This is a genomic window from Cyclobacteriaceae bacterium, from assembly GCA_025808415.1.
In the GTDB taxonomy this organism is placed as follows: domain Bacteria; phylum Bacteroidota; class Bacteroidia; order Cytophagales; family Cyclobacteriaceae; genus UBA2336.
Map to the genome: position 1 here is coordinate 1149713 of CP075525.1, position 16953 is coordinate 1166665.

The window sequence follows — 16953 nt, forward strand, 5'->3', positions numbered from 1 at the left end:
TAATTGAATAAATGTCGGTAGTAGTAGAAATCGTAGTCTATAACATCGAATCCGCCATAAATGCCCAAAAGGGTGGAGCCGACCGGATTGAATTATGCGACAATCCGGCTGAGGGAGGAACAACACCTTCATTTGGTGTAATGGAAATTGTACGGCAAGCAGTAAGCATGGATGTATATGCCATGATCCGTCCCCGCGGTGGCGATTTTGTTTATTCGGCATACGAGTATCATGCTATGAAACGCGATCTTGAAATGTGCAAGCGTGCAAGCCTGGATGGTGTGGTGCTTGGTATCCTAAAACCTGATGGAACACTGGATAAAGACCGCTGCAAGAAATTAATTGATGCAGCCCGCCCGATGAAAGTAACGTGCCACCGTGCATTTGATGTTACACGCGATCCGTTTGAAGCACTGGAAGCTTGTGTTGAAGTTGGGTTTGACCGCATCCTTACATCAGGGCAAGCCCAAACAGCACCGGATGGTATAAGCTTATTGACGCAATTGGTTCAAAAAGCGGCTAATCGAATTTCTATTATGCCGGGTGCCGGCATTAATGAAACCAACGCAAAACATATTGTTGATCAAACCGGTGCAAAGGAAATCCATTTTTCTGCCCGGCAATTTCAGCCCTCAACCTTTAATAGTACTATCCGGTTTACCGATAAACTGCCACAAGAAACGGGAAAGTTTGTTGCTAATGCCGAACGGGTAAGGAAGGTTGTGGAAGCACTGGGAAATTAAAAATACCCACCGGCAACCAAAGTTTAAGTCAGGATGGATGCCCAGAAATTAAAAAAGGCAGTAGGTATTCTGTTGCCTACTGCCTTTAACTATTGCCTGATTTATTATTCGCGTGTTGCCTTGATCGGGAAACTCCTGAAAGTGCCGATGTTCATGTTACCGGTCATTTCATTTTCATTGATCACGGCTGTGCAATCAATGGTTACTTCGTTACCGCCAAAGTTCATGGTGTAGGCAAAGTAAACTTTGTTCCCTTCTACCGTTACTTTTGAAAGTTTTACTTCCTGTGGCATACGATCGCTCTTAATGGTACCGCTGTAAGCATCACCATCTTTTATGATGGTGATTTTGCCACCACCACCGGGTTGGCCACCTTCTACGGTATACACCCAATTCCCTTCGGCCTGGTAAACAGTATCCGTGGCAGCCTCTGGCAGTACAGGCTTGGCTGTTGATGCCGCTGGCATGCCACCGCCCATACGCAGGCCGCCACCATTTTGTTGTTGCATGCCTTCGTTCATGCCACCGCCCATATCCATGCCGCCACCGTCTTTCATGTCGTCATTATTAATGGAGCGCCTGGTGGATCGCCTGCCGCGTTGCTGTTGCTCAAAGCTCATCTTTCCAATGCGGTAACTGAAGTTGATTTTTGCATTGAAGTTGTAGAGTTCGTTTACACTTCGCTGGTTAATGGTAACGGTATTCAATTCGCTGCGAATTTTCATGGACGATTGCAGGAAGTTTTCAATACCAAAGCCGATGTTGCCTTTCTTATTTTTAAAGGTTTTATTAAGCGATAGGCTGTATACGCCAAACCCTCCCTGAAAACCTTGTAACTGTACCTGGCGGCCACGGTAAAATCCAAAAGCCTGAAGGGCCCAGTTATTTTTTAATTGGTACCCGCCAAACAATCGGCCACTATAAACAACCCCATCATTGGATGCTGAATATTCTGGGTTCGGGTCGTTGTTGCTAAGCGTGGCATAGTAAACATCGCCCCCACCGCCCAAAGTAAGTTTTCCGGCCATCACGTTCACATTCAGGCTTAATCCATAAGCATTCTCTTTACCAATATTTTTAAAAGTTGTTAAGATGGTATCGCCTTTGATTTCACGGATACGCTGGATCGAGTTGTTTGTGTTTCGGGCAAAGGTGGAAACCGATAGTGATGTAGACTTGATAGGTTTGCTGATGGACAATTCAAAATTGTCGGTGAACTCCGGTTCCAGCTCAGGGTTACCGATGGTAACGTTAAGCGGGTTGGCAGCCTGGATATTCGGGTTTAAAAATTGTAATGACGGACGTTGAATACGCCTGTTGTATGCCGCTTTAACGGTACTGGCCTTGAACCTTTTCGAGACGTTTACACTGGGTACGAACAAACCGTATGAGGGTATATTGATGTTTGCTTCAGTCCGTGTGAAGGCATTGATGGTTGTGTATTCATAGCGCGCACCGGTTTTAAACCCGTAACCGCTTTTTGTATTAAGTGTGTATGAAAGATAACCGGCTGTAATGTTCTGGTCGTAGTTGAGGTTGTTGTTGAGCTCGCTGCTGTTAGACTCAGTGAAAACGCCATCTCCGTCAAGGTCAGCAAACGTAAGAAAGTTGCTGTACACCTGGCGCCAGATGTTTTTGCCGCCCACTTCAACAATCTGCTTTTCACCAATCGGTGTTTGATAATCTACCTGAACCGTTGCTTCCTGGTTGTAGCTGTCGTTCAGGTTTTTGAAGGCAATGGAAGAGGGGAGTTCGTTCTCTTCCACAAAAAAGTTAGAAAAATTATTGTTACGGTTATTGCGGCTATACAAACCAAGCACGCTTAATTCTTGTTGCGGCTTATCAAATGTTTTGGTGTAGGTAAGATTGAGGTCTAAATTATTGGAAAGGTCTTCAGTGCTTACGTTACGTAAACTTGAAGGCCCAAGAATGTTGTTGGTGAAACGCTGTGTTAAAAGTCCGTCTTGATAGTTTCTTCCATTGCGGGCACCTAAACGTACCGATCCTGTTAACGAATTGTATTTATTGATATCATAATCAAAGCCAAGGTTTACGTTTCCAAAAAGATTCTGGTTGCGTGTATCGGCACGTTGCAGGTTTAATACGTTGCCTGTGGTTTGTTCGTTTGAGAAGGCGCCTTTGATATTGTAATTGGATCGGCTCCAGCCACCTAATGTCAGCCCGAGTTTTTTTGTCCGGTAGTTGCCGTTTAGCCCTAGGTTAGAACCCCTGAAGCCAACACTGCTGTTAATGTTCATGGTGGCACCTTCCAGGGTGGTTTTCTTGGTGATGATGTTGATGATCCCACCGGTACCTTCAGCATCATATTTTGCAGCAGGAGATGTAATCACTTCAACGGATTTGATTTGCTCAGCTGGAATTTGTTTTAAGGCATCCGCTACGCTGCTTGCCATAATGGTAGAAGGTTTGTTATTGATCAGCACCATCACATTTTGACTCCCGCGCAACGATACGTTTCCTTCAAAGTCAACCGTAAGCATGGGTACGCGCTTCAATACATCGGTAGCATCGCCACCCTGGGTAGTGTTATCATTTTCGGCATTGTAGATGGTACGGTCTACACGCTCTTCAACCATTGAACGTTGGCCTTCAACCACTACTTCATTTAGCATCTTCGTTTCAGCCGTCAGTGCAATGGTACCAATATCAATGGTGTTCCTCCTATCGCTGATTTCAACCGCAATACTTTTTGATTCAAACCCTACAAAAGAAATAACCAGCGTGTGCTTTCCTGATGGAACCTTGTTAAGGGTGAACTTTCCTTTTAAGTCAGCCACAGTGCCATCGATGGTTTTGCCATCGGCAGTTACCAGGGCAACGGTGGCAAACTCCACGGCTTCCTTCGTGGAGGCATCTGTAATCGTTCCGGTTATTTTACCGTTGCCTTTTGGTTCGGCCGGTTGTTGGGCGAAGGTCGCATGGGCGAGAACAAGCAGTAAAAAAGTGAGTTTTCTCATGATTTAACGGTTCATTTTCGGGATTGAAGTAATTCGGCAACGCTGCCAGCACATTTTAAACTGCAAAAGAAGGATAAAGTTTCCGCTACCGTTTGGTTATTAGACCGTTACTGTTTTTCTATCGATAAAACCGGTGCTTTTACGACTGATCGAGATGGTGGGTATCAGGCTTGAATGTGTCGATTGATCGTGCCAAACGGTATAAAATTGACGCTGATCGGTATAATCAACACGGCAAGGCGGCTACTTTTGTTTTTGGTTGCTGTTTGAGTCAGCAGCATATTATTAATTTGTTATCCATGCAAACGTACTTTCAGCGTAACCGGATATTTGTGTTGCACCTGTTATTTTGGTGTGTATACCTGTCATTTAATATTTATTCGGCAAGCTTCTATTCGCAAGTGCGGGGTTACGATTGGAGCCGGGGGCTTTTGTTTACAGGCATCCAGTTTGTTTTTACGTTTGCCATAGCCTATCTCAATTACTTCCTTTTTCTTCCGCGCTTCTTGCAACATAAGAAAATCTGGCGCTATTTATTGGAGTTTGTTATCCCGTTTGCCTTACTGGTTGCGTTTCGTGTTTATGTGCAGCGCATGTTAATGGGGGGTTCACCCCGCGCTGAGTTTTTCAGTTCGCACATGTATGTTATTCAGGTGGCCGCAATAGCTTTATTCATTACCATATTTGTGAGTATGTTGCGGTTTGCTGCCGAATGGTTTGAGTTGGAAGCGCGGAAGAAAGAAGTAGAAAATGAAAAGCTTTATGCCGAGCTTAATTTTTTAAGGGCCCAGATAAACCCGCATTTCCTTTTCAATACCTTAAACAACTTGTATTACCTGGCTTATTCTAAATCCGACAACACCACCGAAGTTATTTCCAAGCTATCGCAGATGATGCGGTATATGATTTATGAATCGAACCATGAGAAGGTGCTGCTGAGCAAGGAAATCGAATACATGCAAAATTATATAAGCCTGGAGCAGTTGCGCCTGAATAACCAGGTGCCCATCAAGTTTACCATTGAGGGGGTAACCGAAAATATTATGGTTGCCCCGCTCATTTTTATTACCTTTCTGGAGAATGCTTTTAAACACGGTGTGAACAACAAAAGCACCGGGGCTTGGGTAAACATTTCCATAGTCATGAAAGGTAAGCAATGTACTTACAGGGTTGAAAACAGTAAGGCCCCTGTTTCTGCCGATTCGAAAGAGGGAAAGTCAGGGATAGGGCTCCAGAACGTTCAGCGCAGGTTAGAGTTGAGTTACCCCGGCCTGTATACCCTGTTGACCAAAGATGAGCCCGACCGTTACGCTGTACAACTGGATATAACACTTTCGTGAACCTAACCTGTTTAATTGTTGAAGATGAACCGCTGGCCCGCAACCTGCTGGTGGATTATGTGAAGAAGGTGCCCTCACTGAAGTTAGTGGAAGCTTGTTCCAACGCGATGGATGCCATGGAAATCCTACGCAAGCAACAAGTAGATTTGCTTTTCCTGGATATACAAATGCCGGAAATCACCGGAATTACCTTTTTGAAAATTTTACAGAAACGACCATTGGTAATTTTTACAACCGCCTATTCGCAATATGCCCTTGAAGGGTACGAACTGGACGTGGTAGATTACCTGCTTAAGCCCATTACCCTTGAACGTTTTTTAAAAGCGGTGGATAAGGCCATGCAACGCCATCAACTTGCACATCAATCTACTATACCCTTGATTTCGCAACCCGGCCCAGAGAAACCTGACTTTGTTTTTGTCAAGGACGGTACAAAAATGGTGAAGGTGCAATTAGACGATATATTGTATGTAGAGGGTATGAAGGACTATGTGACCATTCATACCCGCGAAAAAAAGATAACCACCCTGCAGCGGATGAAGGTCCTTGAAGAACAATTACCTGCCGATAAATTTATAAGGGTGCACCATTCGTACATTATAGCGTTTAAGGCCATTGATGCCGTACATAAAAGCGATGTGCAAATAGGGCAGGCCATGATACCCATAAGCGATAGCTATAAAAAGGCTTTCCGGGAGTATGTGGATAAAAACCACATGCAATAAGGATGTTTTTGCACGGTTCATAAATTGAAATATATTTGCCCACTCATTAAAGGGGCATTAGCTCAGCTGGCTAGAGCGCTACAATGGCATTGTAGAGGTCATCGGTTCGACTCCGATATGCTCCACAACCTTTTAATTTTTTGAAGCCATTTCATGCAATTGATGCACGAAATGGCTTTTTTGTTTTAGCGGTCAACGGCTGCTCAAACAATACCCAAACTTTTGATAGGATCATGCCATTACAGCCAACATGGATAATACTGGCTTGCCAAGGGAAAAATCACCCCCAAATTGAATTCTTTTTTCGGCATCGGCAGGCGAAAGTCCCTTGGTAAATAGTTTCCAGGCCGTATCGGGGTCGATGAAAATTTCAGTATTTACTTCACAACCCTCATTAGTCATGCGCCAGCCGGCTGTTTCTTTTTGCAGATACCAGGTACCGCCAATTTCTGATGTTATCGATACGCGGATACATGTTCCGTTTTCCGCTTTTGTATTCCGATAAGTGTAAGGCAATGCCTGCATGAATGTTTCAATAAGTGGTGAATAAAATTCTTTTGTCATGATACCGGGTTTACCAACGGCTTCCCGGATTTGTTGTTGGTGGTGCCACTTTTCGGTGTACTCGCGGGCAACGTGAAACCAGTTGGGTGATTCGGTTTGGCCAGCCCAGGTCACGGCAAACAGGGCTGGCTTAAATGGATCAAGTTTGTTCAATTGCTCATGGTGCTCCTTTCCGGTAATCTCCAATAGTTCTATAAGTACACCCGGGCTTAACCTTTTGGTGGCTTTAACCCAATCGGCATTGAGCCTGTTCAAATAATCGACTAAATCCCGATACGATTCAATTTTTTTGGGGGGTTCACCAACATAGTGATCGCGCATTTGTGAGATCACCCTAAGATTAATATCCAACAAATGGGTAGCGATGTCTTTTACCGTCCATTGCTTCGCTAATGTTGGCTTACTCCATTCTTCTGGTGTTAGCGAGCGAAGCAGTTCGATGAGTTTTTCATTGAGTTTTGGAAAGAGATGAATGGTATGAATAGGGACTTCCATGAAGTAAATATACCTTGTGTTTCATTAATAGCACCCCTATAATAGAAAAGCCCAGGAAGAAACCTGAGGCTTTTGATTAATGTCGAGGTGAGAAGATTCCCTGCCTGCGCTGCCGCTTCGGCAGGCAGGGAACTTCCGAAGGGTTCGTAGTCACCACCTGTCCATTCGCTTAAGGTCCTGAAATGTAACGCGGTGGTTCAAACGTAAAAAGGTTCAGCATTAAAACTGAACCTTACGAATGTCGAGGTGAGAAGATTCCCTGCCTGCGCTGCCGCTTCGGCAGGCAGGGAACTTCCGAAGGGTTCGTAGTCACCACCTGTCCATTCGCTTAAGGTCCTGAAATGTAACGCGGTGGTTCAAACGTAAAAAGGTTCAGCATTAAAACTGAACCTTACGAATGTCGAGGTGAGAAGATTCCCTGCCTGCGCTGCCGCTTCGGCAGGCAGGGAACTTCCGAAGGGTTCGTAGTCACCACCTGTCCATTCGCTTAAGGTCCTGAAATGTAACGCGGTGGTTCAAACGTAAAAAGGTTCAGCATTAAAACTGAACCTTACGAATGTCGAGGTGAGAAGATTCCCTGCCTGCGCTGCCGCTTCGGCAGGCAGGGAACTTCCGAAGGGTTCGTAGTCACCACCTGTCCATTCGCTTAAGGTCCTGAAATGTAACGCGGTGGTTCAAACGTAAAAAGGTTCAGCATTAAAACTGAACCTTACGAATGTCGAGGTGAGAAGATTCCCTGCCTGCGCTGCCGCTTCGGCAGGCAGGGAACTTCCGAAGGGTTCGTAGTCACCACCTGTCCATTCGCTTAAGGTCCTGAAATGTAACGCGGTGGTTCAAACGTAAAAAGGTTCAGCATTAAAACTGAACCTTACGAATGTCGAGGTGAGAAGATTCCCTGCCTGCGCTGCCGCTTCGGCAGGCAGGGAACTTCCGAAGGGTTCGTAGTCACCACCTGTCCATTCGCTTAAGGTCCTGAAATGTAACGCGGTGGTTCAAACGTAAAAAGGTTCAGCATTAAAACTGAACCTTACGAATGTCGAGGTGAGAAGATTCCCTGCCTGCGCTGCCGCTTCGGCAGGCAGGGAACTTCCGAAGGGTTCGTAGTCACCACCTGTCCATTCGCTTAAGGTCCTGAAATGTAACGCGGTGGTTCAAACGTAAAAAGGTTCAGCATTAAAACTGAACCTTACGAATGTCGAGGTGAGAAGATTCCCTGCCTGCGCTGCCGCTTCGGCAGGCAGGGAACTTCCGAAGGGTTCGTAGTCACCACCTGTCCATTCGCTTAAGGTCCTGAAATGTAACGCGGTGGTTCAAACGTAAAAAGGTTCAGCATTAAAACTGAACCTTACGAATGTCGAGGTGAGAAGATTCCCTGCCTGCGCTGCCGCTTCGGCAGGCAGGGAACTTCCGAAGGGTTCGTAGTCACCACCTGTCCATTCGCTTAAGGTCCTGAAATGTAACGCGGTGGTTCAAACGTAAAAAGGTTCAGCATTAAAACTGAACCTACGAATGTCGAGGTGAGAAGATTCGAACTTCCGACCCCCACGTCCCTAACGTGGTGCGCTAACCGGGCTGCGCTACACCTCGAACTCCCAAAATGGGCTGCAATATTACTAAGTATGGTGTGAACTCCCAAAGTTAAAAGATTGAGATTTTTATAGGCCTGCCGGTTACGAATTATTAAAGTCTATGGTTCCGGATCAATGAAATGGATTTAACTTATCCTATTAAATTAAATCTGAGATATGAATAAATACAGTATTCCCTCGCAAGCCCGCATTGGCCATGTTCATCTTAAAGTGTCCGACTTAAACCGTGCACTTGAATTCTATCGTGATTTGTTGGGTTTTGAATTGATCACTATGTATGGCCATCAGGCTGCCTTTATTTCTGCAGGTGGTTATCATCATCATATTGGCCTTAATACGTGGCAAAGCGAGGGGGCGCCACCCGCATCACCCTATGGAGTAGGCTTGTTTCATACAGCCATACTTTATCCGACTCGTAAAGACCTTGCGGTAATCTTGAATCGTTTACGGGAACATAAATATCCGCTTACCGGTGCGTCCGACCATGGAGTATCGGAAGCACTCTATTTGGATGACCCCGATGGAAATGGGGTAGAGCTATATTGGGATAAACCCCGTGAACAGTGGCCACAGAAAACTGATGGTTCAATTGAGATGTTTACAAAGCCATTGAATCTGAATGACCTTTTAGAAGAGTTGAACAGATGAAAACCCGTTCGCTTTTACTTCACGTCTCTGAATCCATCGGATCGGTTTCGGCTGAATTGCAGGTGCCCGATAAAATGAACCACATATTCACATTGGCACATGGTGCGGGTGCTGGTATGAACCATACGTTTATGGTTGGATTGGCGAAAGCGTTGGCTAATGAGAGAATCGGAACGTTGCGTTTTAATTTTCCATATATGGAGAAAAAGAAGAGACGACCTGATGTTGCGGCTGTAGCGCATGCAACGGTTGAAGCCGCCCTTCATGAAGTACATAAATTGTTTCCGGATGTGCCGGTTTTTGCTTCAGGAAAATCATTTGGTGGTCGTATGTCTTCACAATTATTGGCCACAAAGCAGTTTAATTTTGTAAGGGGCCTGGTCTTTTTTGGTTTTCCATTACATCCTGCCGGTAAGCCGGGTATTGAAAGAGCCGATCATCTTAGAAAAGTAATGGTACCCATGTTGTTTCTGCAGGGCACACGTGATGAGTTAGCCACCTGGTCGTTGATCACCGAAGTTTGCGCACAATTGCCTGATGCAATTCTTGTTCCGATGGAACGCGCGAACCATGCTTTTTATATTCCTAAATCAGATGCATTGCCACTGCTGGCTACAGAAACAGTACGCTGGATAGAGAGATTAGGGTAGCGTTAAAACTTCCGGTTTTATTTTTTCTTCCCGTCCTGTTTCAGCGACTGGAAAAATTTGGCCCAGTTAAACACGTTCAAAAACGGATTCATCACCGGCCCGAACCGGTTGTTTTGTGAGGCCGCCCATTGGTCGAGGTAGTAACGCTGGTTCATGGGGCCATCCATAGGGGTGGTCTTGAGCATGAGCGCCAGTAACTCCTGGTTTAAATTCTTCTGATCGATTTTACTGTTATCGGTAGGAATGTTTAGTGCCAGTATCGCTTCTTTGAAAACTTCTTCCGTAGGGAAGGCCATTACCTGAACCTCCTTTAAAAATGTAACATCCTGCACCATTTCAATAACAATGGTCAGGTATTCGCTGGTGTGATCGGGAACGATATAATGTTGTCGTTCATACCCTACCGAACTGATGATAACACTGTCACCTGCCAATACGGGCATGGAAAAAAAGCCAAGCGAATTGGTTATCGTTCCGCGCCCTGCCTTGGGCACATAAATGTGCGTTCCGGGTAGTTGTACAACACGTCCATTATCTTCTTCGGCCAGCACTACACCGGAGAGCTGAATAATCCTGCGCTGGCTTTGCGAAAACGATGGGAAAGCGTACAAACACAGCATGAAGAATGCCGAAATAAGAAAAACGAAACGATACTTCACCATTGCTCAAGTTTTGAATCAACCCCGGCCTCAAAAATAGGTATTCAAGGTATAACAGCCTAATTTCAATACCTTTGAGATGATAAGCGGTTTAGCTTAGTTCTGCTATGCGGTTAAAAAATTTTAATCTTACGCTGGGTTCACAGATTTTTAAGGCCTGTGCCGATGAATCGCGGCTGCGCATCCTGCATTTAATTTTTAAGAATGGCGAAATGTGCATCTCCGATCTGGAGCATATTCTGGGATTTACGCAGGCAAAAACATCCCGTCATCTTATCTATTTAAAAAATGCCGGCATACTTTCCTTTCGCAGGTATAACCATTGGGTGTTTTATCAGGTTAAAGATGAGGTGTATGAAATTGTAAACCAGATTTTTCAGTTCCTGCATAAGGACCAACAGCTTCAGCATGATCAAACACTTTATAAAACCCTGTTCTCGAATCGTGAACTGGCCATTACTAAAATCCAGATTCAGGCTGAGCAATGGCTTAAATAGTTTTTCAACACACCACCATCGTTATCTGGTTTAATGACTGCTTCCTACACTACCATTTTTTTTGATTTGGATCACACCCTTTGGGATTATGAAACCAATGCCCGCGAAACACTCATAGAATTATATAATCAACACCAGTTGCACAATTTAGGTGTTGTTACGTTTGATGAATTTCTAAAGCATTTTAAGGAAGTGAACCGGCAGCTCTGGCATTTGTATGACCACGGTAAGATTACCAGTGAAGTTATCCGCAGCGAACGGTTCAAACAGATTTTAGAAAAATCAGGGATTAAGAATAACGAACTTTCACTTACTCTTTCGGAACAATACCTGAATGAATGTCCACGAAAAGGCCACCTGATACCGCATGCACAGGAAACATTGGATTATTTAAGCGACCGGTATGCACTTACGGTAATCACCAATGGTTTTGAGGATATTCAGCGCATTAAAATTTTGACCTCCAAAATTGAATCCTACTTCGATCATATTGTTACCTCGCAGAAAGCGGGCTTCAAAAAGCCCGCCCCTGAAATTTTTCAGTATGCCATGAATATGAATGGTATTGATTCCACCGCCTGTATTATGATTGGCGATAACCTGCTAACCGATATTGCCGGGGCAAAAAACGCCTCTATTGATGCGGTATTGTTTAACCCGGACGGAGTTGAGCATGAGGCTGAGGTAAACCATGAAATCAGAAGTTTAAAGGAGCTTTGTACGCTGCTTTGATTAACTTTGGCGCCTGTTTAGAACACATTTTCCACTTCAAATTTTACGTGTTATGCCAAAAGGATTTTTCAATGTTCCCATACCCAAAAATGAACCTGTTTTATCGTATGCCCCCGGAAGCAAGGAGCGTGAGTTACTAAAGAAAGCGCTTCAGGAAGCACGCAGCCAGGTGCTTGATATACCCATGTACATTGGAGGAGAAGAAGTTCGTACGGACAATAAAAAACCATTAAGCCCTCCGCACGACCATAAACATATACTCGGTCATTTTCATTTTGGTGACAAACAACATGTTGAGCAGGCTATCAATGCAGCTTTGGGTGCGAAGGAACTGTGGGCAAATTTGGGTTGGGAGCACCGCGCCAGCATCTTTTTAAAAGCTGCTGAATTGCTCGCAGGTCCTTACCGCTATAAGATCAATGCGGCTACCATGTTGGGGCAATCGAAAAATGCATTTCAGGCAGAAATTGATTCGGCTTGTGAACTGATAGACTTCTTGCGTTACAATGTGTACTTCATGAGTCAGATCTATCATGATCAACCGGAGTCGTCTGCCGGTATTTGGAACCGGATGGAATACCGTCCGCTGGAAGGATTTGTTTTTGCGCTAACACCATTCAACTTCACTGCCATTGCAGGTAATTTGCCTACGAGCGCTGCTCTGATGGGCAATACCGTAGTATGGAAACCTGCCAATACACAGATCTACGCTGCCAATGTAATCATGCAGGTGTTGAAAGAAGCCGGATTGCCCGATGGTGTAATTAACCTGGTTTATGTAAGTGGACCTGATGCCGGTGATGTAATATTTAATCACAAGGATTTTGCCGGTATTCACTTTACCGGAAGCACCGGAGTGTTTCAAGGCATGTGGAAAACGATTGGCAATAACATTCAAAAGTATAAGTCGTACCCACGCATTGTGGGGGAGACGGGCGGAAAGGATTTTATCATGGTGCACAAAAGTGCAAACGCCAAAGAAGTGGCTACGGCCATGTCGCGTGGAGCGTTTGAGTACCAGGGGCAAAAGTGTTCGGCAGCTTCACGTTGTTACATTCCTTCAAACTTGTGGAGTGAGGTAAAAAAATATGTGCTCGAAGATTTGAAAACCTTTAAGATGGGCGGCACCGAAGATTTCGGAAACTTCATCAATGCGGTAATTGATGAAAAAGCGTTTGATTCCATTACAGGTTATATTGAAACCGCCCGCAAAAATCTGATGAACGAAATTATTGCCGGGGGCAAGTACGATAAATCGAAAGGCTACTTCATTGAACCCACGATCATTGAAACTAAGGATCCATCATCCATTACCATGTGTGAAGAAATTTTCGGGCCGGTGCTGACAGTGTATGTGTACCACGAGGAGAATTTCGAACAAACGCTTGAACTTGTCGACAGTACTTCACCTTATGCCTTAACGGGGTCTATCTTTGCGAAAGATCGCTATGCTGTTGAGTTAGCCACGAAGAAGTTGAGCAATTCAGCCGGTAACTTTTATATCAACGATAAGCCTACCGGGGCCGTAGTGGGTCAGCAGCCGTTTGGTGGTGCCAGGGGTTCGGGCACTAACGATAAGGCAGGGGCAAAAGTAAACCTACTACGTTGGGTGTCGATGCGCACAATAAAAGAGACATTCGTTCCGCCTGTGGATTATCGATATCCGTTTTTGGATAAGGAGTAAAACAATGTCATATTGAGCTTGTCGAAATATGATGTGGAGTTATCAGTCTTCGACAAGCTCAGCCTGACAGTTTTAAATCAATCATATAGGCACATAGAACACATAGATTTTTTCAACCATTAACTATGTGCCCTATGTTTACCTGCCTGCCGGATGGTGCAGCAGGCAGGTATGTAGTTTCAGATATTCTACTGTTTCGTTCACTCACTAGTGGTTGCCTTTATACCAATCCACCTTCCTGCTGAAGTACATCAGCGTAGCCACAATCAGGAATAAGCCAACACTGCCGATCAGTAAAGAGAAATCTTGTTGAAGAATGATGATGAAGATGAAGGAGTAGAATATGACCAACAGTGTGGTAAACATAAAACTAAGTCTCCTGTTTCTCAGGAAGGATGTTGAGTATGCTGCGATCAGCGCCACCGTAGCCATTGAGGAAATCCAATAGGCTACGTTGTAGCCAACTTGTTCCGAAAAACTCAGCAGAAGGGTGTAATAGATAATGAGTGCTGCCCCGATAAGTATATATTGAAACGGATGTATCCTGATCTTTTGTGTGATCTCCACCAGAAATAATGCAACGAAAGTGAGCATGATGATAAGGATGCCATACTTGGCGGTGCGTATGCTTTTCTGGTACTGATCAACAGGAACTAAAAGTTTTAAACCAAACTCAGAACCAACCAAATCCTGGTGACTGTCTTTCCATTGTTGCGCAAACGGTCTATTGAAGTGGAGGATATTCCAGGTGGCTGAAAAATCTGTATCGGAAACTTCGCGTGTGGCGGGTAAAAATTCGCCATCAAAACTTGGATCTGGCCAGGGACCTCCGAGTTTTACTGAAGTTGTTTTTCCGGAGGGAACAAAATTTAACTGACTGCTTCCTTTTAAATTAAAATTGATTTCAGTCAATGAAATAAAATCAGTTTCATTATTCCAGTTTAGTGGGGCAACTATGCCGGTTGCTGATTTAATGGAGTAGGAGCTATCATCATCATAAGCCCGTGGTTGAACCTGGCGTTCAAACTTGTGGGTAGAAACACCAATGTTTTGTGCAGGCTCGGAGGTTAGGTTTTGGTTACCGGATTTTATTACCGGTGGATTTTTACTGATACCACGGAGATCGCTGATGGCCATGATCAGATGAGCTTCAGGCCAAAGAATCATGTCTTCAGCGATTTCAAGGCGTTTGAAATCGGGTTTGTTGAAGGAAGCTTTCATCGTAAGGGATGACTCGTACACAACGGCATCAAAAATTCCGCGGTGAAGTTTTTCGGGATTAACTGTGCCGTTGATGTCCAGCGTTTCCGGAAGAAAGAAAGCTTTTCGTGTACTCTCTTTTATTTCAAACTGGTCTTTATCGATTTTAATAGTTTCGCGGTGCTTGTAGGGCACTACTAAAATTGGTCCGGACAACGTTTGATTACCAGACCATTTATTAGACACTTCAGCAATTACTGATTCAGCGCGTTGCTGGCGTTCTTCCATCATGTTCTCAATCCAGGCGGCTGGTATCAACAGTATGAGAATTAGAAATCCGATGGAGACTAGTTTTACGGTGATCGATTCTTTCAGCCACTGATTAAAGCGATCGAGGAGGTTTGTTGATTTAATTGGTTCCATAGTTTGTTTTTTAAAAGTACTTTTAAATTCAAAGCATATAGTGAAAAAAATTAGCGTTGTGTTTTCAGTAAGGCTTCCAGGGCGTCAAGGTGTTTCTTAAATGCATTTCTTCCTTTTTCGGTAGCCTTGTATTTGGTGTTGGGTTTTCGGTCAACAAACGACTTGGAAACGGATAAGTATTTTTCTTTCTCCAACGCTTTGAGGTTTGAGGCGAGGTTGCCATCGGTCACATTCAGTATTTCTTTCAATGAATTGAAGTCATACGAATCATTCGCTACCAGTACCGACATGATCTGTAGCCGCACACGGTGCTCCAATACCCGATCCAACTGTTCAAACGGATTTTTCACGAATCGTAACGATAATGCATGACCGATCCATACACAATGTGCAGCGCACCAAATCCCAATGCCCAGAAAATCAGGCCATAGCCCGGCAACAGGGCGGCAATTAATCCTATTAAAATTTCAGAAAAACCCAGGTAACGTATTTCCCTTACGGTGAAGGCGCTGGCATTGATCAGGGCTAAGCCATAAAAAATCAAACAAGCTGGTGCCACAATGCCAAAGTAACCGCGTGAAACCAGGATGAGGATCAACAACCCTCCGGTGGCTAGTGGAATACTAAGTTGAAGTAGAAGTTCTTTGCTGGTCTTATTCCAGATGCTTGTGCCCATGCGCTTGGCTTTGCGCTGGCTCATCACAAATGCGGTAACAACCGAAAGGATTAATACCGTTGCTGCAATCAGCATGAGTTTTACCACGATGGCTTGCTCGTTAACATAGTAAAACCGGAAACCAAACGGGGAGTAGGGGTAATAGATGAGGTAATAAACCAGAGTAGCACCTACCAGCGCGTATATTCCGGCCATTACCCCGGAAAGCCCACTGAGCGAAAGAAACTTAACAGACCGCTCCATAACGGAACGAATGGAAGCAATGTCGCTTTGGTAATCGTGGATTTCTTTCATTTAAAAGTACTTTTATTTTCAAAGTTATTGGACTAAACGGAAATTGCAAGCTTTAGGTTTGCTTTTTTTGTTGTGATACAAACCCGATTGTTCATTTTCAGGACATAAGCTGTCAGCAATCTTCACAACCTTTACTTCACAATAATGGATTTTTAGGGTAGTATTGAATACTTAATTTTTTAAACGATGCAACAAGCAAACACCACCGGGGTGCGACTGACGGACGAGGCCATTCTGGACCACATCCGCACCCTGCGCAACAACCTGATCAAGGATTTTTTGGACGAACGTTTTCTGATTTCCTACTTTTCTGAAGTGTACAACCGCAAAGAGCTCACAAATGTGAAAATTGAGTTCATCAAGCGCGATTTGAAAGAGATGCTCATCCACCCAGTAGATTTAAAGCATTACAACGACCTGATCATTCAACTTCGGGAAACAAATTCGGCTTCCCTGGCCGAAAAAAACGAGAAACTCTTTTATGCCGATGTAGAAAAGGTCTTTAAACAATACATCTGAGTTTAGTTAGGGTGTAACGGCATTCCTCCCGTTGGGGGCAGGTGCGGCACCGGTGTCTATGCCTGGGGTTGAGGTCATGACACGAGAGGTACATTTATTGAGTACCCATGCCAAAGCGTATTCTTAACTTTTCCCTATCTTAAAACCATGTTTAACCAAACCCCCACACCTTATGAGCAAGCAAGAGTATAAGAAAACCGATGGCGGCCCTATCGATTCCGCTACCGCAAAAAAATGGATGGCCCGCTACCGCGCTATACATGGTAAGGATGCTATACGCGCCTATTTCTTTGGTACCGACATCGTTGAAAAAATAATGCGCCACCCTGAAGCCGTGGGCCTGCGCGTGTACCTGGGCAACAACGAAAACGACAAGGACAAACTTCAGATGTTTTTGATCGGAGTGCGCAAAGATGGCTCCAACATCTGGCCGGAGAGTAGTGCATTGAGGGATGGAGGCAATGGCGGAGGGGAGATTGGTGATCAGGCGTGGCCTTGTCCTCCAATGTGTCCTCCAGACGATGAAGAATAAGTGCG

General features: G+C 44.6%; 16 protein-coding genes and 2 tRNA genes. 11 read left to right on the top strand and 7 right to left on the bottom strand.

What is annotated here, in order from left to right; genetic code table 11:
* Positions 1–11 precede the first annotated feature (11 nt).
* Positions 12–743 (top strand): copper homeostasis protein CutC, encoded by a 732-nt coding sequence (locus tag KIT51_05355; protein UYN87688.1) that lies wholly within the window; start codon positions 12–14, stop codon positions 741–743.
* A 104-nt stretch (positions 744–847) separates the two neighbouring features.
* Here the strand turns inward: KIT51_05355 and KIT51_05360 are convergent, their stop codons facing one another.
* Positions 848–3721: a TonB-dependent receptor gene (locus KIT51_05360; protein UYN87689.1), complete on the bottom strand. Its 2874-nt coding sequence runs from the start codon at positions 3719–3721 to the stop codon at positions 848–850.
* Positions 3722–4020: 299 nt separating this feature from the next.
* Between KIT51_05360 and KIT51_05365 the strand changes: the two genes are divergently transcribed.
* The 3 genes from KIT51_05365 (at position 4021) to KIT51_05375 (ending at position 5911) form a co-directional block, all read left to right on the top strand.
* Positions 4021–5061, top strand: coding sequence for a histidine kinase (locus KIT51_05365; protein ID UYN87690.1), 1041 nt, complete (start codon positions 4021–4023; stop codon positions 5059–5061).
* Positions 5058–5786: a response regulator transcription factor gene (locus KIT51_05370; GenBank protein ID UYN87691.1), complete on the top strand. Its 729-nt coding sequence runs from the start codon at positions 5058–5060 to the stop codon at positions 5784–5786. The genes KIT51_05365 and KIT51_05370 overlap by 4 nt, the downstream gene beginning before the upstream one ends.
* 51 nt (positions 5787–5837) lie before the next feature.
* Positions 5838–5911 (top strand) — tRNA-Ala (locus KIT51_05375).
* Between the two features lie 106 nt (positions 5912–6017).
* Here the strand turns inward: KIT51_05375 and KIT51_05380 are convergent.
* Entirely contained in the window at positions 6018–6845 is an 828-nt protein-coding gene (locus KIT51_05380) for a maleylpyruvate isomerase N-terminal domain-containing protein (protein UYN87692.1), read from the bottom strand.
* Positions 6846–8357: 1512 nt separating this feature from the next.
* A tRNA-Pro gene (locus tag KIT51_05385) sits at positions 8358–8432 on the bottom strand.
* A 158-nt stretch (positions 8433–8590) separates the two neighbouring features.
* On the opposite strand from KIT51_05385, the gene KIT51_05390 reads away from it, so the two are divergent.
* Both KIT51_05390 and KIT51_05395 read left to right on the top strand, forming a co-directional pair.
* Positions 8591–9082, top strand: coding sequence for a VOC family protein (locus tag KIT51_05390; protein UYN87693.1), 492 nt, complete (start codon positions 8591–8593; stop codon positions 9080–9082).
* Positions 9079–9732: an alpha/beta hydrolase gene (locus KIT51_05395; GenBank protein ID UYN87694.1), complete on the top strand. Its 654-nt coding sequence runs from the start codon at positions 9079–9081 to the stop codon at positions 9730–9732. Before KIT51_05390 ends, KIT51_05395 begins: the two co-directional genes overlap by 4 nt.
* Positions 9733–9749: 17 nt before the next feature.
* On the opposite strand, the gene KIT51_05400 is transcribed toward KIT51_05395, so the two are convergent.
* Positions 9750–10394 (bottom strand): carboxypeptidase-like regulatory domain-containing protein, encoded by a 645-nt coding sequence (locus tag KIT51_05400; GenBank protein UYN87695.1) that lies wholly within the window; start codon positions 10392–10394, stop codon positions 9750–9752.
* A gap of 104 nt (positions 10395–10498) precedes the next feature.
* Here KIT51_05400 and KIT51_05405 point away from each other — a divergent pair, with 104 nt between their 5' ends.
* The 3 genes from KIT51_05405 to pruA are packed head-to-tail and all read left to right on the top strand — an operon-like array spanning position 10499 to position 13304.
* A complete protein-coding gene (locus KIT51_05405; protein UYN87696.1) occupies positions 10499–10888 on the top strand; it encodes a metalloregulator ArsR/SmtB family transcription factor in 390 nt (129 codons plus the stop codon).
* Between the two features lie 33 nt (positions 10889–10921).
* A complete protein-coding gene (locus KIT51_05410; GenBank protein ID UYN87697.1) occupies positions 10922–11620 on the top strand; it encodes a YjjG family noncanonical pyrimidine nucleotidase in 699 nt (232 codons plus the stop codon).
* A 52-nt stretch (positions 11621–11672) separates the two neighbouring features.
* Positions 11673–13304 (top strand): L-glutamate gamma-semialdehyde dehydrogenase, encoded by a 1632-nt coding sequence (gene pruA, locus KIT51_05415; GenBank protein ID UYN87698.1) that lies wholly within the window; start codon positions 11673–11675, stop codon positions 13302–13304.
* A gap of 207 nt (positions 13305–13511) precedes the next feature.
* On the opposite strand, the gene creD is transcribed toward pruA, so the two are convergent.
* The 3 genes from creD to KIT51_05430 are packed head-to-tail and all read right to left on the bottom strand — an operon-like array spanning position 13512 to position 15897.
* Positions 13512–14927 carry a cell envelope integrity protein CreD gene (creD, locus tag KIT51_05420; protein ID UYN87699.1) on the bottom strand — a complete coding sequence of 472 codons (1416 nt, stop codon included), beginning with the start codon at positions 14925–14927 and terminating at the stop codon, positions 13512–13514.
* Positions 14928–14977: 50 nt separating this feature from the next.
* Entirely contained in the window at positions 14978–15217 is a 240-nt protein-coding gene (locus KIT51_05425) for a transcriptional regulator (GenBank protein UYN88502.1), read from the bottom strand.
* Between the two features lie 56 nt (positions 15218–15273).
* Complete coding sequence (locus KIT51_05430; GenBank protein UYN87700.1) at positions 15274–15897, bottom strand: hypothetical protein; 624 nt, start codon at positions 15895–15897, stop codon at positions 15274–15276.
* Between the two features lie 186 nt (positions 15898–16083).
* Here KIT51_05430 and KIT51_05435 point away from each other — a divergent pair, with 186 nt between their 5' ends.
* Positions 16084–16416 carry a hypothetical protein gene (locus tag KIT51_05435; protein UYN87701.1) on the top strand — a complete coding sequence of 111 codons (333 nt, stop codon included), beginning with the start codon at positions 16084–16086 and terminating at the stop codon, positions 16414–16416.
* A 172-nt stretch (positions 16417–16588) separates the two neighbouring features.
* The gene (locus tag KIT51_05440) at positions 16589–16948 is read left to right on the top strand and encodes a hypothetical protein (protein ID UYN87702.1); all 360 of its coding nucleotides are present in this window, start codon (positions 16589–16591) and stop codon (positions 16946–16948) included.
* The last annotated feature ends 5 nt before the right edge of the window (positions 16949–16953 follow it).